Source organism: Kineococcus siccus, assembly GCF_009906795.1.
Taxonomy (GTDB): Bacteria; Actinomycetota; Actinomycetes; order Actinomycetales; family Kineococcaceae; genus Kineococcus; species Kineococcus siccus.
Genome location: NZ_JAAALN010000011.1, coordinates 21957 through 43001 on the forward strand (window position 1 = coordinate 21957; position 21045 = coordinate 43001).

The 21045-nt window shown below is 72.3% G+C and carries 19 protein-coding genes, 1 tRNA gene and 1 riboswitch; of the genes, 14 read left to right on the forward strand and 6 right to left on the reverse strand.

Annotated features, from left to right (window positions below):
* The first annotated feature begins 11 nt into the window (after positions 1 to 11).
* The 5 genes from GTR02_RS03065 (at position 12) to GTR02_RS03085 (ending at position 6146) form a co-directional block, all read left to right on the forward strand.
* Entirely contained in the window at positions 12 to 1472 is a 1461-nt protein-coding gene (locus GTR02_RS03065) for a cell division protein FtsK (protein ID WP_166606011.1), read from the forward strand.
* On the forward strand, positions 1469 to 2974 hold the full coding sequence (locus GTR02_RS03070; RefSeq protein WP_166606012.1) for a replication initiator: 1506 nt from the start codon (positions 1469 to 1471) through the stop codon (positions 2972 to 2974). The genes GTR02_RS03065 and GTR02_RS03070 overlap by 4 nt, the downstream gene beginning before the upstream one ends.
* Before the next feature lie 242 nt (positions 2975 to 3216).
* Positions 3217 to 3399 carry a helix-turn-helix domain-containing protein gene (locus tag GTR02_RS03075; RefSeq protein ID WP_240894974.1) on the forward strand — a complete coding sequence of 61 codons (183 nt, stop codon included), beginning with the start codon at positions 3217 to 3219 and terminating at the stop codon, positions 3397 to 3399.
* Positions 3396 to 4529 (forward strand): site-specific integrase, encoded by a 1134-nt coding sequence (locus tag GTR02_RS03080; RefSeq protein WP_166606014.1) that lies wholly within the window; start codon positions 3396 to 3398, stop codon positions 4527 to 4529. Before GTR02_RS03075 ends, GTR02_RS03080 begins: the two co-directional genes overlap by 4 nt.
* Positions 4530 to 4667: 138 nt before the next feature.
* Positions 4668 to 6146 carry a P-loop ATPase, Sll1717 family gene (locus GTR02_RS03085; protein WP_166606015.1) on the forward strand — a complete coding sequence of 493 codons (1479 nt, stop codon included), beginning with the start codon at positions 4668 to 4670 and terminating at the stop codon, positions 6144 to 6146.
* Positions 6147 to 6231: 85 nt separating this feature from the next.
* Here the strand turns inward: GTR02_RS03085 and GTR02_RS03090 are convergent, their stop codons facing one another.
* From GTR02_RS03090 to GTR02_RS03105, 4 genes are all read right to left on the reverse strand, one after another.
* A complete protein-coding gene (locus tag GTR02_RS03090; protein ID WP_166606016.1) occupies positions 6232 to 7200 on the reverse strand; it encodes a PDDEXK family nuclease in 969 nt (322 codons plus the stop codon).
* Between the two features lie 300 nt (positions 7201 to 7500).
* A tRNA-Lys gene (locus GTR02_RS03095) sits at positions 7501 to 7573 on the reverse strand.
* Between the two features lie 63 nt (positions 7574 to 7636).
* Positions 7637 to 9007, reverse strand: coding sequence for an MFS transporter (locus GTR02_RS03100; protein ID WP_166606017.1), 1371 nt, complete (start codon positions 9005 to 9007; stop codon positions 7637 to 7639).
* 123 nt (positions 9008 to 9130) lie between these two features.
* Positions 9131 to 9925, reverse strand: a complete 795-nt coding sequence (locus tag GTR02_RS03105; RefSeq protein ID WP_205708538.1) for an IclR family transcriptional regulator domain-containing protein — start codon at positions 9923 to 9925, stop codon at positions 9131 to 9133.
* Positions 9926 to 10052: 127 nt separating this feature from the next.
* Here GTR02_RS03105 and GTR02_RS03110 point away from each other — a divergent pair, with 127 nt between their 5' ends.
* Positions 10053 to 10991 (forward strand): NAD(P)-dependent oxidoreductase, encoded by a 939-nt coding sequence (locus GTR02_RS03110; protein ID WP_166606019.1) that lies wholly within the window; start codon positions 10053 to 10055, stop codon positions 10989 to 10991.
* Between the two features lie 33 nt (positions 10992 to 11024).
* Here GTR02_RS03110 and trxA read toward each other — a convergent pair whose 3' ends face one another.
* Positions 11025 to 11474, reverse strand: coding sequence for a thioredoxin (gene trxA, locus GTR02_RS03115; protein ID WP_166606020.1), 450 nt, complete (start codon positions 11472 to 11474; stop codon positions 11025 to 11027).
* A 103-nt stretch (positions 11475 to 11577) separates the two neighbouring features.
* Here trxA and GTR02_RS03120 point away from each other — a divergent pair, with 103 nt between their 5' ends.
* The 7 genes from GTR02_RS03120 to thiD all read left to right on the forward strand — a co-directional run bounded on the left by GTR02_RS03120 (position 11578) and on the right by thiD (position 17862).
* The gene (locus GTR02_RS03120; protein WP_166606021.1) at positions 11578 to 12297 is read left to right on the forward strand and encodes an LmeA family phospholipid-binding protein; all 720 of its coding nucleotides are present in this window, start codon (positions 11578 to 11580) and stop codon (positions 12295 to 12297) included.
* Between the two features lie 82 nt (positions 12298 to 12379).
* The gene (locus GTR02_RS03125; protein WP_166606022.1) at positions 12380 to 13459 is read left to right on the forward strand and encodes a glycoside hydrolase family 88 protein; all 1080 of its coding nucleotides are present in this window, start codon (positions 12380 to 12382) and stop codon (positions 13457 to 13459) included.
* Entirely contained in the window at positions 13443 to 14492 is a 1050-nt protein-coding gene (mgrA, locus tag GTR02_RS03130) for an L-glyceraldehyde 3-phosphate reductase (RefSeq protein WP_166606023.1), read from the forward strand. The genes GTR02_RS03125 and mgrA overlap by 17 nt, the downstream gene beginning before the upstream one ends.
* Before the next feature lies 1 nt (position 14493).
* The gene (locus tag GTR02_RS03135; RefSeq protein WP_166606024.1) at positions 14494 to 15468 is read left to right on the forward strand and encodes an NAD-dependent epimerase/dehydratase family protein; all 975 of its coding nucleotides are present in this window, start codon (positions 14494 to 14496) and stop codon (positions 15466 to 15468) included.
* A 20-nt stretch (positions 15469 to 15488) separates the two neighbouring features.
* A riboswitch (TPP riboswitch) is annotated at positions 15489 to 15586 on the forward strand.
* Positions 15579 to 16406: a hydroxyethylthiazole kinase gene (thiM, locus tag GTR02_RS03140; RefSeq protein ID WP_166606025.1), complete on the forward strand. Its 828-nt coding sequence runs from the start codon at positions 15579 to 15581 to the stop codon at positions 16404 to 16406. It overlaps the preceding riboswitch by 8 nt.
* Entirely contained in the window at positions 16406 to 17038 is a 633-nt protein-coding gene (gene thiE / locus GTR02_RS03145) for a thiamine phosphate synthase (RefSeq protein ID WP_205708539.1), read from the forward strand. The genes thiM and thiE overlap by 1 nt, the downstream gene beginning before the upstream one ends.
* Positions 17035 to 17862 (forward strand): bifunctional hydroxymethylpyrimidine kinase/phosphomethylpyrimidine kinase, encoded by an 828-nt coding sequence (gene thiD / locus GTR02_RS03150; protein ID WP_166606026.1) that lies wholly within the window; start codon positions 17035 to 17037, stop codon positions 17860 to 17862. Before thiE ends, thiD begins: the two co-directional genes overlap by 4 nt.
* A 12-nt stretch (positions 17863 to 17874) precedes the next feature.
* Here the strand turns inward: thiD and GTR02_RS03155 are convergent, their stop codons facing one another.
* A complete protein-coding gene (locus GTR02_RS03155; RefSeq protein WP_166606027.1) occupies positions 17875 to 19752 on the reverse strand; it encodes a cation:proton antiporter domain-containing protein in 1878 nt (625 codons plus the stop codon).
* 104 nt (positions 19753 to 19856) lie between these two features.
* On the opposite strand from GTR02_RS03155, the gene GTR02_RS03160 reads away from it, so the two are divergent.
* The gene (locus GTR02_RS03160) at positions 19857 to 21038 is read left to right on the forward strand and encodes an acetate kinase (protein WP_420814684.1); all 1182 of its coding nucleotides are present in this window, start codon (positions 19857 to 19859) and stop codon (positions 21036 to 21038) included.
* The last annotated feature ends 7 nt before the right edge of the window (positions 21039 to 21045 follow it).

Below are 21045 nucleotides of genomic sequence, written 5' to 3' on the forward strand. Positions count from 1 at the left end.
CGAGGGATGTGGTGACGCGCCAGCCCGCCCAGCGGGACACCACCTCCACTGACGACTGGGTGGCGGACCTGCTGTTGATGCTGCTCGAGCTGGCCTGGTGGCTGCTCAGGGGCGTCGTGCGGCTGGCGTGGCGCTTCCCCGTCCCCGCTGGGGTCGCGCTGGTCGGCTGGTGGGCCTACAGCACCGACCACCTGCTCGCGGTCGGCATCGTGGCCCTCGTCGTGGTGGTGGCCGTGGTGACGTGGCGTCTGGCCTGGCCCAGCTCGTTCCTGTGCTGGGTCTCGCGGCCGGCGTGGCGGCGGCGCAAGCGGCGGACGATCCGGCACAGCTGGCCCGATCTGTGCGAGCGGGTCGGCCTGGCGCTGACTGTCGTCGAGCACCGCTCCGGTGCCCGCTCGTCGTGGACGCCGGGGCTGTCCCGGCTGCGCTGGACCTCCCGTGAGCACCTGGTGCTCTCGGCGCGGGTGCGGGTGGTCGCCGGGCAGACCGTCGACGACCTCGCTGCGGTGGCGGAGAACCTGGCGGCGGCGTGCGGGGCGTGGTCGTGCCGGGTGCGCAAGACGTCCCCGAACACCGCGGTCCTCACGTGGCTGTTCGGTGACCCGCTGGCGCACGTCGTCTCCCCGCTGCCCGTGCCGGACGTGGCCGACGCCGCGGCGGTGCCGGTGGGACTGCGCGAGGACGGACAGCCCTGGCTGCTGCGCCTGGCCGCCACCCACGTGCTCGTCGTCGGGGTCACCGGTGCCGGCAAGGGCTCGGTGGTGTGGTCGCTGCTCGGTGGCCTGGCCGGCGGCATCCGCGACGGGCTGGTGCAGGTGTGGGCCGTGGACGGCAAGGCTGGCATGGAGCTCGAAGCGGGCCGGGCCCTGTTCACCCGCTTCGCCACCACCGTCGAGGACGGCGTGCAGCTGCTGGAGGACGCCGCCGTGCTGATGACCGAACGCGCGGCCCGGATGGCCGGTACCGCCCGCCAGCACGAGCCCTCCACGAGCGAGCCGCTGCTCCTCGTCCTGGTCGACGAGGTGGCGCTGCTGACGGCGTACACCCCGGATCGCAAGCTGCGCGACCGGGCGGAGAAGGCGCTGGCCGTGATCGCCACGCAGGGACGGGCACCGGGTGTGGTGCTGGTGGCGGCCCTGCAGGACCCGCGCAAGGAGGTCCTGGGCCTGCGCAACCTCTTCCCGACGAAGGTGGCGATGCGGCTGGATGAGAAGTCGCAGGTCGACATGGTCCTCGGCGAGGGGGCCCGCGACTCCGGGGCGCTGTGCCACCAAATCCCCGACACCACCCCGGGCGTCGCCTACGTCAAGGTCGACGGCATCCGCGAACCCGTGCGGGTGCGCGCCTCCTACTACGACGACGGCGCCATCGAGCAGCTGGCGCGGACGTACGCGCCGACGGGCCGGCCGGTGTTCTCCGTCGTCGACGACAAGCAGGCCGGCGAGCAGGCCCATGAGGAGGGGGCCGCGTGAGCGCCACGACCGCTCCTGCATCGCATGTTGTGGCGGCTGCTGTGGAGGCTGAGGCCGGTCAGCGCTTGCTGTCCCCGACGTTCGAGCGGTGGGCCGAGCAGGCCGCGAACTGCGGGCACTGCGCCCGACCGATCCGGTTGCGCGGGCAGGCCACTACCGTCGACCGGGCCACCGGTGAGGTCCTGTCGACCTACGACTCGGCCACCGAGCCGGACGGGGTGCTGTACGCGCGCTGCGGCAACCGGCGGGCGAGCGTGTGCCCCTCGTGCAGCCACGAGTACAAGGGCGACATGTGGCACCTGCTCGCCGCCGGCGCCGCCGGGGGGATGAAGGGCGTGCCAGAGTCGGTGGCCACCCACCCGCTGGTGTTCGCCACGCTGACCGCTCCCTCCTTCGGGGCTGTGCACGGTGTGCGGCGCCGCTCGGGACGTCCGACGAAGTGCCGGCCACGTGCCACCTCCGCGACGTGTGAGCACGGTCGGCCGCTCGGCTGCCGCACGGTGCACGCCGAGGGGGACCGCCGGTTGGGACAGCCGTTGTGCGCGCAGTGCTACGACTACACCGGGCACGTGGTGTGGCAGTGGTGGGCACCGGAGCTGTGGCGCCGCTTCACCATCACGCTGCGCCGGGTGCTGGCCGCCTCCCTCGCGCTGACGCAGAAGGAGGCGCACGCCCTGGTGCGGGTCTCGTTCGCGAAGGTCGCGGAGTTCCAGCGCCGCGGCGTGGTCCACTTCCACGCCCTCATCCGCCTGGACGGGCCACCGACGAGGTCGGAGGAGTTCCCAGCTCCACTCATCGACGTGAGCGCCCAACGGCTGTGCGAGCTGGTGCACATCGCCGCCTCGCGAGTGTGGTTCGACGCGCCCGCCACCGCACCGGGCGAGCCACTGCGCCGGCTGCGGTTCGGAGCCCAGGTCGATGCTCGCGCCGTCACCGCGGACGCCACCCGAGAGACCGGACGCGCCGATGATCCGGACGAGGGCCTGCATCCGGAGACGGTCGCGGCCTACATCGCCAAGTACGCCACCAAGGCGTGCGACGACTTCGGGCTGCCGCCCCAGCTCCGCGATCCCGAGGCCGCCCGGCGCATGGGCATCGCCGAGCACGTCTGCCGCCTGCTGGCAGAAGTGCATCGCCTGGCACGCACCGGCGGGGCGAGGTACCTGGCGCTGGCCAAGTGGGTGTCGATGATCGGCTTCCGCGGTCACTTCTCGACGAAGTCCCGCCGCTACTCCACCACTCTCGGCCGGCTCCGCTCCGCTCGGAAGCGGTGGGCCGTCGAGCGACTGCGTGACCGCCTCATCCGCCCGGCGTCCGTCGATGAGCGCGATGCCATCCCGTCCGAGGGTGAGGACACCACGCTCGTCGTCAGCTCGTGGTCATTCGACGGCATCGGGTGGCTGACTGCGGGGGATGCGGCGCTGGCCGCCACTGCTGCGGCACAGGCTCGCGAGTGGACCGATGAGCGGGCCAAGAGGCGACGTGAGCTGCTGCGTAGGTGACGTGGTGGTGGGGGAGCGGGGACCACTGCAGGGCGTCCGCCCGATGTAGAGCGCCTTCCTGGTCGGTCGGTGCCCGTCAAGGGACGAGCGCAGCGAGATCACGAAGTGACGCCAGAGGCGCCCTTGACGGGCACCGGGCGGCCTGGACCCTGCGGCATCGGGAGGCCGCCCCAGGCGAGGCAGAAGACAACGGCGACCACGACCGGCGCGTACGCGACGAGGTCAGGAACGGGGTGTTGATGATGGAGAAGCTGCTGCTCTCTCCGGAAGAGGCGGCCGAGGTGCTCGGCGTGGGACGTTCGACGGTGTACGACCTGATGAGGATGCGCCTGCTGCCGAGCGTGAAGATCGGCCGCTCGCGCCGCATACCGGTCGAGGCGCTCCGTCAGTACGTGCAGCGGCTGACGACGTCGGACGTGGCATGAGCAAGCGCGCCAACGGCGAGGGCACCATCTACCAGCGCAAGGACGGGCGCTGGGAGGGATCGTGCTACGTGCTGTTGCCATCCGGCGGCCGAGCTCGGCGCAGCGTCTACGGGCGGACGCGCGCAGAGGTGCGCGAGAAGCTGACGGCGCTGCAGCGGGAGAGTGACCGTGGTGTGCCGGTCGAGGCGTCGGGAACGCTGACCGTGGGTGCCTACTTGGAGACGTGGCTCCGCGACGTCGCAGCACCGAAGGTGCAGCCAGCCACGTACCGGGGCTACGAGATGTACATCCGGCGGCACCTCGTCCCGGGCCTCGGGCGCAAGAGGCTGTCGCGGCTGTCGCCAGCGGACGTGCGCGCTTTCCTCGCCGACCGCCGTGCAGCTGGTCTGTCGCCGGCGTCGGTCAAGCAGGTCCACGCGATCTTGCGTGCCGCATTGCAGCACGCCGTGCGTGAGGACCTGCTTCCCCGCAACGTTGCCCGCCTCGTCGTGGTGCCGAACGCCCCGCGCCACGAATGGCAGCCGTTGTCGATCGAGGAGGCACGAGCGCTACTCGATGCGGCTCGAGGTGATCGCCTGTACCCGCTGTGGGCAGTGGCGCTGGCTGTGGGGTTGCGCCGCGGAGAAGCGCTCGGCTTGCGCTGGTGCGACGTCGACCTAGACGCCGGGTTGCTGCACGTGCGCCAGGCGCTGCAGCGCACGACGGAAGGACTGGTGCTCGTTCCGCCGAAGTCTGAACGCTCCCGGCGTACCGTGCCTCTTCCTGCTGTCGCACGCGGTGCTTTGCGTGAGCATCGACAAGTGATGGCGGCGGAAGCGCTGCGGGCGGGTCGGCCCATGACTGCTGACACGCTAGTGTTCATCACGCCGATCGGGACTCCCATGGAGCCTCGCAATGTGAGTCGCGCGTTCGTCGATCTATTGCAGGCAGCAGGGCTGCGGCGGACGCGGCTCCACGACCTGCGGCACACCTGCGCCACGCTGCTGCTGGCTCAGGGCGTGCCGGCCCGTGTCGTCATGGAAGTTCTTGGGCACAGCGGCATCACTCTGACCATGAACACGTACAGCCACGTCCTACCGACGGTGTTGCAGGAAGCGGCGACCCACATGGACCAGATTTTTGAAGGCTAGAGGAGCTGGCTCTCGTTCGCCGCCGTCTCTACCTCCAGATTTTTTGCACGAGATAGGACTGCGCCTGTTGCAAATGGCGCCGCCGTGTTAGAGGCTAGCAGTCCGCCGTTGTAGCAAACGAGTACCAGTGAGGTTTCTATGCCTGCTAGCTCTACTTCTTTCGGCAGCTTGTACTTCGGTGAGGCTGGCGCGGAAGTTGAGGCAGAGAAATACCCAGAATTATTCAAGAACAGCTTTTACGATCTAGCTGGTGTTGTCGCAAAAGTGAACGATGGTGACGCATTTTTGCTTATCGGGCCAAAGGGGGCTGGTAAATCCAGCTATATCGAGTATGTTCAGTTAATGTCAACCGACTCCGTGGGGCAATTTGTTACGAAAAAAGATCTTGGGGAGCTAAGGGGCGCACTGCAGAGCGACTCCACCCTTTCCAGGGCGGGCTCGGAGATCACGGAGTTGGCATGGTCTACCTGGCTGTGGATTCAGCTATTCGATTCTGTAATGAAGGACCAGAGTTCGTCGTGTCATCGTGATCCGTCTATTGCTGGGTTACATCGCGAGTTGCGCAGTGCGGGTCTATTGAGCGGCGACTTTCGCAGCGTTGTTCAGGCTGTCCGGAAAAAGCAGCATAAATTCTCGGCACCTAAATTTTACGAGTACACGAGTGAGAGCAGTGGCGAGACGCGAGTTAATATTTCGCAGCTGCGCGATATTCTTGAAGTGGTAGTAACTCAGGCCGAAACTTCCAATCAGCACATGCTCGCCCTAGATGGTCTCGATAGTGCCATTATTGGCAGCACAAGTTACTGGCAGCAATTGGCGGCGCTATTGCGGGCCTGTACGGTAGTGCATCGCAAGGTGCGAAGCGCTCAGAGTCACATCCGAGTAGTTATGCTTTGTCGAAGTGATGTCCTGCTAAAGATTCCTCTCCCAGACTCCAATAAAATTCGTCAGGGTTGGGGATTAGAGTTTGATTGGTCCTATGGACTGGATACTCCAGAAGACTCGCACCTGTGGGATCTTGTAGAGAAGAAGGCCTCTGCGCGAGGCCGGCCAATCGCTAACCTCATCGACACTTACTTTCCTCAAGACATGGAGGTAGGTGGACGCACACATTTACGCAGGATTCCCATGCCGCGGTACCTAATGGAGCTCACGCGAGGCACGCCTCGGGATATGATTATGTTGCTTAAAAAAATCCAACAGCAGGCGCCGAATGTCACCGAATTGAGCGTAAGGCATGTCAGGGCAGGAGTTAATGCTTATTGTAAGGATTACTTCGCCGGCGAGGTGGCGAATGAGCTCGTTGGCCTTGTCCCGGATGCCATCGCGTCCGGCGCGGTAGGGGCGCTGTCCAGACTGCCTAGCCGACGATTTACGCGAGGTGAATTCCTCGATGTCTTTCGTGATCTGCTCACGGCCAATGAAGTTTCAGCCGACGAGTTGCTACAGCAATTGTATTTGGCTGGCGCGGTGGCTAATGTTATCCCTGGGCAGAGAGAAGATTATGTCCGGTTCTACCACCGTCGAAGTCATGCGGACGTTTCTCTGCAGGGGCCCTTCCTGCTACATACGGCCCTGACGATTTCGTTGAATCTTCCTTTCGGCGCGAGGCTCTGACTTTCGTGCACGACTTTTGTTCATTTCAGGGCTGATCTGGATCGCTGCCCCGCGATTGGGCGAAGGCTGGCGACCTGCACACCTTTTAGGTGGTTGGCGCTTCGCCACTCGCCAGGAACTCGGTGGCCATGGCGTACAAGCTCTTACCTTGGTACGTCCATGCATCGGGTCCTGAAATAGTCGGCGCAGAACCATCAGTGGCACACGCAATGATGTGCTGTACAAGTTTGGTGGGGGACCAACCGTCCACATCAGGTTCTCCCAACCAGTGGACCGGCTTCTGCCGGTCACTCCGCCAGGTAGCGACCGATCGAGCAGGATCCTCCGAGATCCACTGGTTGACTGCAGTGACCACCTCGGGCTTCTGCAGTGTCTCGAGGCGCAGAGTGAGTTGGCTGCCGTTCGGGATCAGTAAGTTGTCGACGATGACAGCCGCTGAACGCTGCTGCCGGGTGCGTTGTGCGATCTTGGCGCTCACGCTCCCGGCGTTCGTCGTGACTGTGGGACCCAGGACTCGATCTGCCATGTCATCGATCGGGAAGATCTGTTGGAAGGTCGCGCACAGGCCCGACCCGTCGTTGGGGTCGACGAACAGGCTGAGCTCGACGCAGTAGATCTCCAGCTCTTGTGGGGCCAGCTCAGTCAGCCAGCTGACGGTGGACATCACCTGAGATGGGAAGCGCTCGGCAATCAGCACAATGCGCGGTCGCGTGAGGAGCTCCTCGCCCCACTCTCCCTCGACGTGATCCGTCAGCCGTGCGAGAGCGGCCTCAGGTGTCACCGGCTCCTCGGCTGTCCGGTTGAGGTACTCCGCGTGCACTGCGCCGAGCGCCTCCTTGGTGAAGCGAGCCACGAGGGCTGCGTAGGTCAACGCTTGGAGGTGGACGCGCTTGTCACCGTCGCGCTTGAGCTCCACGACCACGAGCTGGCCGGTCGAGTCCAGGCCGAGGACGTCCAGGCGCTCTGTGGCCACCTGCCCGCCGGCAGTCGCCCAACGGTCGAACTGCTGCGTGATCACGCGGACGTTGCCGCCGAGGACCTCCGGGTGCTCCACTACCCAAGGCTCGAGGTGGTCCACCTCCAAGAGCCCCTGCTTGTCCAAGCGCGTCCGCTCGAAGGGAGTGGCCTTCGCGCCAACCACCCTGAAGACGTGTGCAGCTGGACTCACAGTGATCGCCCCTCGTCGTCGGCCTCAAGCGCACCCTAGGGGCTGCTGCGGGCGACGTGCATGTGCCTCCAGAATGCACCGGACCCGCGCGACGCCGGCGTGCTCACCGCAGAGGTTGCCGTCACCCGTTGCCGTCACGGCGTCCGAGTGGTGCCTCGCAGGAAGCATCAGTGCAGGTCGAGCGGGTGGGCCCCCAGGGGCTCGAACCCTGAACCCGCGGATTAAAAGTCCGCTGCTCTGCCAGTTGAGCTAGAGGCCCGGGCGCGCAGGCCCGGGCGCATCCTCTCAGACGTCCCGGGCCGGCACCCGACGGCGGGGCGGGTCAGCGGCCGGCGACCGCGAGGCGGTGCTCGTCGAGGGCGTCCTCGACGGAGGTGAGGTCGCGGGCGCGGGTCTCGGTGGCGAGGAAGGTCGTACCCAGGGTGATCGCGGCGAGCACGGCGGTGTAGATCGCGAGCGGGACCCAGGAGCCGTCGAACTCGGCGATGAGGATGGCGCCCAGCACGCCGGCGAGGCCGCCGGCGATCACGGCGCTGAACTCGCGGGCCACGGCGACGCCGAGGTAGCGGTGCCGGTTGCCGAACATCTCGGGCAGCATCGCGCACTGGGCGCCGAGCATGGTGTTGACGCCGAAGCCGATGGCCACCGCGATGACGACGATGACCAGCCACGCCTGTCCGAGGGAGATCAGCCACCACCCGGGGAAGGCCAGCAGCAGCAGCACCGCGGCGCCGAAGCGGTACACGGGCACGCGGCCGAACCGGTCGGACAGGTGGCCCGCGAAGGGCACCGAGACCATGCCGATCAGCGAGGCGACGGCCACGGCGACCGGCCCGATCGAGCGGTCGACCATCACGGTCCCGGTGGCGTAGGCGACGGCCAGGGAGTTGAAGAGGTACGACCCGCCGTTCTCGCCCATCCGCAGGCCGATGCCGCGCAGGACGCTGGGCAGGGAGTGCCCGAAGACCTCGCGCAGCGGACGTTCCGCGACCTGCTCCTGCTTCTCCAGCACCACGAAGGTCGGGCTCTCCCGCAGGCGGAGCCGGATGAACAGCGCCACGAGGATGAGGACGACCGAGGCGAGGAACGGCACGCGCCAGGCCCAGCCCAGCAGCACGTCCTCGGGCAGCCCACCGAGGTAGGCGAACGTCAGCGCGGCGAGGAGGGTGCCGGCCTGGATGCCGATGAAGGGCAGTGCCGCGAAGAACCCGCGGCGCTTGACGGGGGAGTACTCGGCCATGAGGACGGTGGCCCCGGCCTGCTCGGCCCCGGCCCCGAAACCCTGCAGCAGCCGCAGCACGACGAGCAGGATCGGCGCCCAGATGCCGATGGTGTCGTAGGTCGGCAGGGCGCCGACGAGGGTGGAGGCGCCGCCCATCAGCAGCACCGTGGAGATCAGCACCCACTTGCGGCCGATGCGGTCGCCGATCGTCCCGAAGAACAGGCCGCCGAGCGGGCGGGCGACGAACCCGACGCCGAACGTCGCGAAGCTCGCGACGAGCGCCGTCGACGGGTCGAGGTTGCTGAAGAACAGCTTCGAGAAGATGAGCGCCGACGCCAGCCCGTACAGGGCGAAGTCGAAGTACTCCAGGGCGCTGCCGACCGAGCTGGCGAGCGTCGCCCGGCGCAGGTTCGCGGCGTACTCGGGGTCGTCGGCGCCTCGGACGGGCGGTGTCGCGGCAGAGGATGACACGGTGGTGATCTCCTTCGATCGGACCGCTGCAACCGGGGCGCCGGGTTACCCGGCGTCGAGCTGACGCGCCAACCTACCAAGGAGCTGAACCGCGTTCAAGACTCTGAACGCCCGGATCGGCCGTCAGGGCAGGACCGGGGCCACCATCGGGTTGGACAGCTGCCCGGCCGCCTCGCGCAGGGCCGCCACGACCTCGTCGCGCCGCTCGCCCGTCAGGTGGGCCCCGAGGGGGTCGATCGTCGAGACGCCCAGGGCGAGCGTCTGCTCCCCGCTGTGCCGCGCGGGCACGCACAGGGCGAGGCCGACGACGTTGGGGAACACCTCGCCCTCGTCGAGGGCGTACCCGCGCGTCCGGGTGGCGTCGAGCTTGGCCTGCAGGCCCGCGAGCGTGGTCGTCGACCGCTCGGTGAGCTGCGGGACCACCGTGCCGCGGAAGCGCACCGCGACCTCCTCGGTGGGCAGTTCCGCGAGCAGGGCGTTGCCGACCGCGGTCAGCGCCGCCGGGAACCGGTCGCCGATGCCCGCCGTGAGGCGCAGCGGCGCACGGCCTTCGTGACGGGCCAGGTACAGGACGTCGGTGCCGTCGAGCACGGCGATCTGCACCAGCTCGTGGCTGAGGACGGGGGAGCGGGTGCAGACGCGGTAGAACTCCCGCACCTGGTCGAACGTCGCGAGGTACGCCCCGCCGAGCTCCACGGTCCGCCGGCCGAGGACGTAGCCCGTCTCGCGGCGCTGGATGAGGCCCGACTCCTCCAGGACGGCGCAGACGTTCGACGTCGAGGACTTCGCGGCGCCCAGGGCGCGGGCGATGTCGGCCAGCGGCTGCGGCACGCCGCGGCTGTCGGCGAGGAGCGAGAGGATGCGCACGGCCCGGCTCACGGCCGGCGCGAGGCCGTTCTCCGCGGGGGACTGCGCCACCGTGGTCTCCGTCCTGCTCGACCTGCAACTCCACCAGTGCTGAGGCGGGAGGCGCGCTGCGGTGCACGCTCGCCGCACTGTAGCGCGGCGGTTCAGCCGCTTGAACGACGTTCTGTAGCCTGCACGGATGACGAGTCGAGGAGGACGTCGGCAGGACGGACCGGCCCGCGCGGTGGGGGTCGTCGGCCTGGGGGTGATGGGGCGGCCCATGGCCGGCCACCTGCTCGCGGGGCTCCCGCCGGGCTCGAGCGTCCACATCACCGCGCGGCGTCCCGCAGCCGCCGCGTCCCTCGTCGCCGACGGCGCCACCTGGCACCCCACGGCCCGCGAGGTCGCCGCGGTCGCGGACGTCGTGGTCGTCATGGTGCCCGACGCCCCGGACGTGCGGGACCTGCTGGAGGGCCCCGACGGGCTGCTCGCGGGCGTGAGCGCCCCGACCGTCCTGGCCGTCAGCTCGACCGTCGCCCCCGACGCCGTGCGCGAGCTCGACGCCGACGTGCGCGCCCGGACCGGGGGACTGCTGCGCGTCGTCGACGCTCCCGTGAGCGGCGGGGAGGAGGGGGCCGTCGCGGGGACCCTCTCGGTGATGGTGGGCGGCGCCGCCGCGGACGTCGCGGAGGTCCTCGACGTCTTCGCCACCATGGGCACGGCCGTGCACCTGGGGCCGCTCGGCGCGGGGCAGGTCGCCAAGGCCTGCAACCAGATCATCGTCGCGGCCGAGGTGCTGGCCCTCGGCGAGGCCGCCGTGGTCGCCGAGCGCGCGGGCCTGGACGTGCGCGCGCTGTTCGACCTGCTCGGCCGGGGGTTCGCCGGCAGCCGCGTGCTCGAGGTGAAGAAGGAGCGGTTCGCCACCCATGACCACAGCCCGTCGGGGGCCGCGAAGTTCATGGTCAAGGACCTGCGGGCCGCGACCGGCGAGGCCCGGCGCACCGCGACGCCGACCCCGCAGGCCGACCTGCTGCTGCAGGTGTTCACCGACCTGACCGCCCAGGGGTACGGCGACCAGGACACGGCCGTCGTGCAGGCCTGGCTCGAGGCGACCCCCCGCCGGGACGACCCCGCCTGAGCAGGCGGGGCCGTCGTCAGCGGGTGGTGCGGGTCAGAACGCCGCCGGGTCCGTGCCCGCGCGGACGCCCTGCCGCTGGGGGGCGGCCTGCTCGGCCGCCGCTGCGGCGGCCTGCGCCTGCTGGGCCTCGAGGGCCTGCGCGTACTGGACCTTCACCTGCTCCATGTCGAGGCCGCGCACCTGCTCGATCAGCTGCTCGAGCGCGGGCTCGGGCAGCGCGCCGGGCTGGCCGAACACGGGGATGCCGTCGCGGTAGGCCACGAGCGTCGGGATCGAGGTGATGCCGTAGCGCGCGGCGAGCGCCTGCTGGTCCTCGGTGTCGACCTTCGTGAACGTGATGTCCTCGTGCTTCTCCGAGGAGCGCTCGAAGACCGGACCGAACTGCTTGCACGGGCCGCACCACTCGGCCCAGAAGTCGATGAGGACGATCCCATCCTTCACCGTCTCGTCGTGCGTCTCCAAGGTCAGGGCACTGGTGCTCATGCGGGTGCCAACCACACCGGTGCCGCGAGCCTTCCCGCGGCCCGCGGCCGGGGCCCCGACCAGGCACAGTGGGGAGCATGACGCCGCGCCTGGGACCCCGCCGGTGAAGCGGCTCGTGCGGGTGCTCGTCACCCTCGTGGCGCTCGCCGTCATCCTCGTCGCGGCCGACCTCGGGGCGCGCTCGTACGTGCTGCGCCGGGTGGCCGCCGAGGTCCAGCAGGAGCAGCGCCTGCCGTCGACGCCGACGGTCACGGTGGCCGGCGGGTCCTTCCTGCTGCAGGCCGCGCGCGGGCGCTTCGAGGACGTGACCCTGACGGCGCCGGCCTACGCGGGCGAGGTCGAGCTGCGCGACGTGACCGTCCGCTTCCCGCACGCCGACGTGCCGCGGGCGGTGCTGCTCGGCCGGCCCGCGACCGTCCGGCTGCCCCCCGGGACGGTCCGCGCGAGCGTGCCGTACCCGTCGCTCGCCGAGCGCGCCTCCGTCGGGGGCGTCGACGTGAGCCTGGCCCGCGCGGGAGCGGACCTGCGGGCCACCACCCGCGTCCCGCTGCTCGGCGAGGTCGGCCTCGTGCTGTCCCCGCAGCTCGCCGGGGACGTCGTGCAGCTGACCCCCGAGTCCGCCTCGCTGCGCGGGCGGGAGATCGGCCTCGGCCAGCTGCGCCGCCTCGCCGACCTCGCGGGCGTCGACACCCCGCTGGACCGCATCGACGTGTCCCTCGACGGCGTCCCCGGCGAGGTCCGGCTGACCCGCCTGGAGGTCGCCGACGCGGGCGTCGTCGTGGACGGGACCGTGGCCGCCTCGCAGGTGCCGGTGGGCGGCTGACGCCCCGGTGAGGTGGCCGGCGGATCGGCCCGCTGGCAGGCTGCGGCCCCGCAGCCGCGCAGCCGAGTCGCAGGAGGAGCCCGTGGAGCACGACGAGCTGACCCGGCGGGTGCTGGGCGCGCTGCTGGCGCTGCAGCGCCAGTCCTGGGAGCAGGGCGTCACCAGCCACGCCCTGCTGGACCTCGGGGAGACCGCGCTCGCGCGCGTCGCCGCCCGCGGGGCGGTCGTCCTGCAGACCCCCGCCGGCCGGCTCGCGGACGTCTCCGACTCCGGGCTGGTCAACTCGGGAGCCGCCGCCGAGGTGGTCGCGTGGGCCGCTCGCGCCGCCGGGGACGGTGCCACGGACCTGCGGGGCGCGCACGAGCGGCAGCTGCGCTGGCTGCTGCACGACTGCCCGCGCGCCGACGACGGCACCCTGTTCCACCTCGAGGGGTCCCGGCAGGTCTGGACGGACACCGTCTACATGGTCGTGCCGGCCCTCGTCGGCGCGGGTCACGTGGCCGAGGCGCTGCGCCAGCTGGAGGGGCACCGGCGCCGGCTGTTCGACGAGACCACCGGGCTGTACGCCGCCCGCTTCGACGAGGACGCCGGTGCGCGGTGCGACGCCCGGGCCTGGGGCACGGGCAACGGCTGGGTCGTCGCGGCGCTCGCCCGTGCGCTGCACCTGCTCGGCGGCTGCGGCGACGGCGGTGCGGTGGAGGAGGCGCAGCGACTGCGGGAGGAGTGGGCGCCGCACGCGCGCACGGTCGTCGACGCGTGCCTGCGCCACCGCCGCGCCGACGGCGTCTTCACCGACGTCGTCGACGACCCGGCCACGTTCTCCGAGGCGAACCTCGCGCAGATGCTCGCCTACGCGTGCCTCACCGGCGCGAGCGACGGCTGGCTGCCGCCGGGGTACGCCGCGACGGGCTCGGACCTCCTGGCCGCGGCGCGCGAGCGCGTCGACGCCGACGGCCTCGTGACGGGCGTCTGCGGGGCGCCGCACTTCGACCACCGGGGCGTCTCGGCCGAGGCGCAGGCGTTCTTCCTCCTGGCCACGGCCGCCGAGCGGCGGCACCGCACCTCAGCCGGCCCCCTCGCGACGGGACGGGGCCGGCTGACGCCACCGGTCGAGGGTCCGGAGCACCCGCACTACCCTCCGGACGGTGACCTACATCGCTGACGACGGACGGTACGACTCGATGCCCTACCGCCGCTGCGGGCGCAGCGGTCTGCAGCTGCCCGCGGTGTCCCTGGGCTTCTGGCACAACTTCGGTGACGACAAGCCGTTCGAGACGCAGCGGGCCATCGTGCGCCGCGCCTTCGACCTCGGCATCACCCACCTCGACCTGGCCAACAACTACGGCCCGCCCTACGGCGCGGCGGAGACGAACTTCGGCCGCCTCGTCCGCGAGGACCTCAAGCCCTACCGCGACGAGCTCGTGATCTCCTCCAAGGCCGGCTGGGACATGTGGCCGGGGCCCTACGGCGACCGCGGTTCCCGCAAGTACCTCACCGCGTCGCTGGACCAGTCACTGCAGCGCATGAGCCTCGACTACGTCGACATCTTCTACCACCACCGCCCGGACCCCGAGACCCCGCTCGAGGAGACGATGGGCGCGCTCGACGCGATCGTCCGCTCGGGCAAGGCGCTGCACGTCGGCATCTCCTCCTACGGCCCGGAGCGGACCCTGGCGGCCGCGAACATCCTCCGCGAGCTCGGCACCCCCCTGCTCATCCACCAGCCCTCCTACTCGATGTTCAACCGCTGGATCGAGGCGGGCCTGCTCGACGCGCTCGAGGCCGAGGGCGTCGGCTGCATCCCGTTCACGGCGCTCGCGCAGGGCCTGCTGACCGACCGCTACCTCGACGGCATCCCGGCCGACTCCCGTGCGGCGCAGGGCAAGTCGCTCGACCCGGGCATCCTCACCGACGAGAACCTCGCCCGGATCCGGGGGCTGAACGAGATCGCCGTCGGCCGCGGCCAGACCCTCGCGCAGCTCGCCCTCTCGTGGGTGCTGCGCGACCCGCGCGTCACGACCACCCTCATCGGCGCCAGCAGCGTCAAGCAGGTCGAGGACAACGTCGCGGCCGTCTCGAACCTCGAGTTCAGCGACGAGGAGATCGCGAGGATCGACGAGTTCGCCGTCGACTCCGGCGTCGACCTGTGGGCCTCGGTCCGCGAGGCCGGCGACACCGCCGCGACCGGCGGCTGACGTGCGCGTCGTCGTCGTCGGGGCCACGGGCCACGTCGGCAGCTACCTGGTGCCCCGCCTCGTCGCGGCGGGGCACCGGGTGGTCGCGGTCAGCCGGGGGACGCGCGAGCCCTACCACCCGCACCCCGCGTGGGCGCAGGTGGAACGCGTCGTCGCCGACCGCGACGCGGAGGACGCGGCCGGCACGTTCGGCGCCCGCATCGCCGACCTGGGCGCGGACGCCGTCGTCGACCTCGTGTGCTTCACGCCCGACTCGGCGCAGCAGCTCGTCGACGCCCTGCGCGGGCGCACCGGCCTGCTGCTGCACTGCGGCACGATCTGGGTGCACGGCACGGCGATCGCCGCCCCGCTGACCGAGGACGACCCCCGGGAACCCTTCGGCGAGTACGGGACGCAGAAGGCGGCGGTCGAGCGGCTGCTCCTCGACGAGGCGCGCCGCGGGGGACTGGCCTGCACCGTCCTGCACCCCGGCCACATCAGCGGCCCCGGCTGGCCCGTCATCACCCCGCTCGGGAACCTCGACCCCGACGTGTGGCACCGCCTCGCCACGGGGCAGGAACTGCTCGTGCCCGGCACGGGCGTCGAGCTGATGCACCACGTGCACGCCGACGACGTCGCGCAGGGTTTCCAGCGCGCGCTGGAGCACCGCTCGGCCGCGGCGGGCGAGAGCTTCCACGTCGTCTCCGACCGGGCCCTCACCGTGACGGGGTTCGCGCGCGGGGCCGCGGCCTGGTTCGGGCGCGAGGCCGTCCTGCGCCCCGTGCCGTGGGAGGAGTTCCGCGCGGCGGCGGGCGAGCACGCCGGCGCGAGCTGGGAGCACCTGTCCCGCAGCCACTCCGCGAGCACCGACAAGGCGCGGCGGCTGCTCGGCTACGCGCCCCGCTACACGACGCTGCAGGCGGCGGCGCAGGCCGTGCGCTCGCTCTCCGAGCGCGGCGAGGTGGACCTGGGCGGCGCGGAGGTGCCGCTGCTCTGACGCTCCCGGGTGCTACGGTCGCCCACGACACGGGGTGCTCCGCGGACGCGGAGCTGAGATCACACCCGTCGAACCTGATTCAGGTCATGCTGACGAAGGGATGTCACGGCATGGGAGCCGTCGAAGCACCAGCACGCCCGGGCGCGGACGAGGTCGCCGCCGTCGCCGACGCCGTGCGCCGGGAGGCGCCGCTCGTGCACTGCCTCACGAACTCGGTCGTCACGACCATCACGGCCAACGCCCTGCTCGCGGTCGGCGCCGCCCCGGCCATGGTCGACAACGTCCACGAGTCGGCGGCGTTCGCGGCCGTCGCCTCGGCGGTGCTCGTCAACGTCGGCACCATCGACGAGAACCGGGCCCGCGCCATGCACCTGGCGTCGGCCGCCGCGGCGGCGGCGGGCCGGCCGTGGGTGCTGGACCCGGTCGCGGTCGGGGGGCTGGAGTTCCGCACCCGCGTGGCCCGCGAGCTGCTGGGTGCCCGCCCGGACGTGGTGCGCGGCAACGCCTCCGAGGTGATGGGCCTCGCGGGGGCCGGAGCGGGCGGCCGCGGAGTCGACTCGACGGCGGCGGTCGAGGCGGCGCTCGAGGCCGCGCGCGACCTGAGCCGCCGCACGGGGGGCGCGGTCGCGGTCTCCGGCGAGGTGGACGTCGTCGTGCACGGCGACCGGACGGTCCGCGTCACGGGCGGGCACCCGCTGCTGACGCGCACCACGGGCGCCGGCTGCGCCCTCGGCGCGCTCGTGGCCGCCTACGCCGCCGTCACCGACGACGTGCTGCTGGCCGCGGTCGCGGCGCACCTGCACGCGGGCCTGGCGGGGGAGCGCGCCGCCGCGGTGGCCGCGGGGCCGGGCAGCTTCGCCGTCGCGTGGATCGACGCCCTCGACGCGGTCGACGCCGACGCCCTCGCCGCGGCGGTCGCCGGCGGGCGGCTCGGCTGATGCGCGCCCCGCTCGACCTCTCGCTCTACCTCGTCACCGACACCGCGCTCTGCGGGACGCGCGGCGTCGCGGACGTCGTCCGCGCCGGGGTGGCGGGCGGCGTCACGGCCGTCCAGGTCCGCGCCAAGGACGCCCCCGACCGCGAGCTGCTCGCCCTCGTCCGCAGCGTGCAGGAGGTGCTGCGGGACACCGGTGTCGCGCTGCTCGTCGACGACGCCGTCGACGTCGCGCTCCTCGCGGGCGCGGACGGCGTCCACCTCGGGCAGTCCGACCTGCCCGCGGCGCAGGTGCGCGACCTCGTCGGCCCCGACCTGCTCCTCGGGCTGTCCGTCTCCAGCGTCGAGGAGGTCCGCGCCGCACCGCTGGACGCCCTGGACTACCTCGGCGTCGGCCCTGTCTGGGCCACCCCGACGAAGCCGCGCGCGGCGGCGCCGCTCGGCCCCGCGGGCGTGGCGGCCGTCGTGGCCGCCGCCGCGCTGCCGTGCGTGGCGATCGGCGGCCTGCACGCGGGCACCGTCGCGGCGCTGCGGGACACGGGCGTCGCGGGGTTCTGCGTGGTGTCGGAGATCTGCGCCGCGGCGGACCCGGCGGCCGCGGCCCGCGGGCTGCGCGCCGCGGGGGCGCTCGCGTGAGCACCGCGGCCCGCGTCGCGCTCAGCATCGCGGGCTCCGACCCGAGCGGCGGCGCGGGGATCCAGGCCGACCTGAAGACGTTCGCGGCGCTGGGCACCTACGGCACGGCCGTCCTGACGGCGCTGACGGCGCAGTCCACGCGCGGGGTCGCGGGGGTCCAGGCCGTCGAGGCGGACTTCGTGCGCCACCAGCTCGACGTGCTGCTCGACGACGTCACCGTGCACGCCACCAAGGTCGGGATGCTGGCGAGCGCCGCGACGGCGCGGGCCGTCGCAGGTGTGCTGTCCTCGCGCACCGTCGGCCCGGTGGTCCTGGACCCCGTGATGGTCGCCACGAGCGGCGACCGCCTCCTCGACGACGACGCCGTCGCCGTCCTGCGCGACGACCTGCTGCCCGCGGCCGACCTCGTGACGCCCAACGTGCCCGAGGCGGCGGTGCTGCTGGGCGTGCCCGCCGCCCGCAGCGTGGACGACTGCGTCGCGCAGGCCGAGGAGCTGCTGCGGCGCAGCGGGACCGCGGTCCTGCTCAAGGGCGGTCACCTCGCGGGCGAGGACAGCGTCGACGTCCTCGCCCGGCCGGCCGGGACGCACCTCGTGCGCCGGGCCCGCGTCGCGACGTCGGCCACGCACGGCACGGGGTGCACGCTGTCCTCGGCGATCGCCGCCCTGCTCGCCCGCGACCCCGGCGCCGACCTCCTCGTCGTGGTCGACGCGGCCCGCGACTACCTGCAGACCGCGCTCACCGGCGGCGCCGGGCTCGGGATCGGCCACGGTTCCGGCCCGCTGGACCACTCCGGGCTCGCCGCCGCGCGGCCGCCGAGCTGAACCGGCGCCCGCTCAGCCGATCAGCTCGTCGACCCAGCACCAGCGCCACGCCTCGCCGGGCTCGGCGCTGACGATGACGGGGTGCGCGCTCGCGGTGTGGTGGCGGCGCGCGTGGCGCTGCGGCGAGGAGTCGCAGCAGGCCGTGTAGCCGCACGCGAGGCACGTGCGCAGGTGCACCCACTCGGTGCCCTCGCGCACGCAGTCCGGGCAGGCGTCGGGCACCGGGCCGGAGGCCGCGGCGGGCGCCGTCCGCAGGTGCCCGCAGGCGGCGTCACCGGCCGGGTGCGGGGCCAGGGCGCGGTCCTCGTCGAGGGCGTCGAGGTCCTCGACGCGGTCGAGCAGCGCCTCCTCGAAGTCGACGGCCCGCATCGCGGCCTGCAGCACCTCGGGCTCGGCGGTCCCGGTGTCGCGGGCGCGCACGACGACGCGGCGCTCCGCGGCGAGCATCTCCTGCCGCAGGTCCGCGTAGAGCACCGACGGGGTCATCCGGTCCGAGAGCGGGCGGCCCAGGCGTTCCCACGCGGCGTGCGAGCGCGCGATCGAGCGCCCGCGCAGCATGGCCACGGTGTGCGGCGGCTCGGCGCCCGTCAGCACCTCGTCCAGCCGCTGCAGCCCGGCGGCCGACGCGGCGTCGCCCAGGGCCGCGGCCTGCAGCGCGTCCTCGGCCGGGTCCGGCGGCGGCAGGCCGACGCGGCGCACGACCCACGGCAGCGTGGAGCCCTGCAGCAGCAGCGTCCCGACCACGACGGCGAAGGCGGCGAGCAGCAGCACGTCGCGCTCCGGGACGTCCTCGGGCAGCAGCTGCGCGGCGGCCAGCGTCACGACGCCGCGCATGCCGGCCCACGAGACCAGGACCGTGACGCCCCGCGACCAGCCCAGGCGCCGCACCGACGCCACGGGCACGGCCCGCAGCAGCGCCGCGACGCCGCCGATGAACACGAAGCGGCTGAGGATCGTCGCGGCGAGCACCGCGGCGCAGACGCCCACGATCCGCGCGGCGCTGAGCTCGCTGCGCGCGGCGTCCGCGACCAGCCGCGGCAGCTGCAGGCCGATGAGCAGGAAGACCGCGTTCTCCAGGAGGAACGCGATCGTCCGCCAGTTGGTGGCCTCCGCCAGGCGCGACGCGGCGGTCTGCACGGCGGGGGAGTAGTGCGCCATCGCCAGGCCCGTCACGACGACGGCGAGGACGCCCGAGACGTGCACGGCCTCGGCGGGCAGGAACGCGAGGTAGGGCGCGACGAAGGACAGCACGGTGTCCAGCACGGGGTTGCGCACGTGGCGGCGCACGGACACCAGCACCAGCGCGACGAGCGCGCCCACGAGGACGGCCCCCACGACCGCGAGCACGAACTCCCCGCCGACGGTCAGCGGTGACGGGGTCGCGGTGAGGGCGGCGACGGCCACGCTGAGGGAGATCAGCGCGGTCGCGTCGTTGACGAGGCTCTCCTCCTCCAGCAGCGTCGCGACGCGCCGCGGCAGGCCCAGGCGGCGTCCCAGCGCCGCGGCCGCGACCGCGTCGGGCGGGGCGACGACCGCGCCCAGCGCCATGCACGCCGCGAGGGCCACGCCCGGCAGGACGAGCGAGGTGGTCCAGCCCACCGCCACCGTCGTGAACACGACGAGGACCACCGACAGCAGCACGGTCGGCAGCTTGTTGCGGCGGAAGTCGAACAGCGACGTCCGCGCCGTCGTGGCGTACAGCAGCGGGGGCAGCAGGCCGTAGAGCACGAGGTCCGCCTCGAGGTCCACCGCGGGCACGGGCGGCGCGAACGACACCACGGCGCCGACCGCGACGAGCACGAGGGGCGTCGGCCAGCCGAAGCGGTCGCACGCGGCCGCGACGACGCAGACCGCGACGGTCAGGGCCACCAGGCCGAGGGCGACCTCCACGCAGGTCACCCTAGGCGTCCCCGCGGCGGCCCCGCGCACGCCGCCGGGCGCACCCCCCGCACGGCGTGGAAGGCTCAGCTCCGGACGGCGGCAGCGTCGTCGTCGTGAACTGCGGGAGCTCGTCGGTGAAGCTGGCGGTCGTCGACCCCGTCACGGGTGAGCGGTCGCTGTCCTGCCTGGGCGAGCGGCTCGGCTCGCCCGAGGCCGTCGCCCACCTCACGACCGCCGCGGGGCGTCGCACGGTGCCGCTGGCCGCCGGGTCGCACCGCGAGGCGCTGGAGCAGCTGCTCGCCGAGGTCCTCGCCGCCGACCTGCCCCCGCTGACGGGCGTCGGCCACCGCGTCGTCCAGGGCGGCTCGCGGTTCCGCGCCTCCGTGCGCGTCGACGACGCCGTGCTCGCCGAGGTGCTGGAGCTCGCGGCGCTCGCGCCCCTGCACAACCCCGCCAACGCCGCCGGCATCGAGGCCGCGCGCGCCGTGCTGGGCGACCTGCCGCACGTCGCGGTCTTCGACACCGCCTTCCACCAGACGATGCCCGAGCGGGCCTACCGCTACGCCGTGCCCACGCGCTGGTACGAGGAGTTCGGGGTCCGCCGCTACGGCATGCACGGCACCAGCCACCGCTTCGTCAGCGGCCGCGCCGCCGAGCTGCTCGCGTCCCAGGGGCGCGACCCGGCCACGCTGCGCCTGGTCGTCGCGCACCTGGGCAACGGCTGCAGCGCCACCGCCGTCCTCGGCGGCCGCTCCGTCGACACGACGATGGGGCTGACGCCGCTGGAGGGCCTCGTCATGGGGACGCGCTCGGGCGACGTCGACCCCGCCGTGCTCGACCTGGTGTCCTCGCGCACCGGGGAGGACGTGCACGAGCTCGTCCGGCAGCTGAACTCCGCCAGCGGGCTGCAGGCCCTCTCGGGGCTGACCAACGACGTCCGGGAGCTGTCCGCGGCGGCGGAGAGCGGCCACGCCGGGGCCGCGCTCGCGCTGGACGTCTTCACCTACCGCGCCGCCAAGCACGTGGCCGGGCTGACCGTGGCCCTGGGTGGTCTCGACGCCCTGGTCCTCACGGGCGGCATCGGCGAGAACGCCGCGGGCGTCCGGTCCGGGTTGCTGACCCGGCTGCGCCACCTCGGCCTGGAGGAGGACGCCGCGGCCAACGCCGACCACGGCCGGGGAGGGGACCCCGCGGGCCGCATCACGGTCGCGGGCGACGGCCCGCTCGCGCTCGTGGTGCCGACGGACGAGGAGCTGCTCATCGCCCGCGACACCGTCGAGCTCGTCGCGTCCTGACCCCACC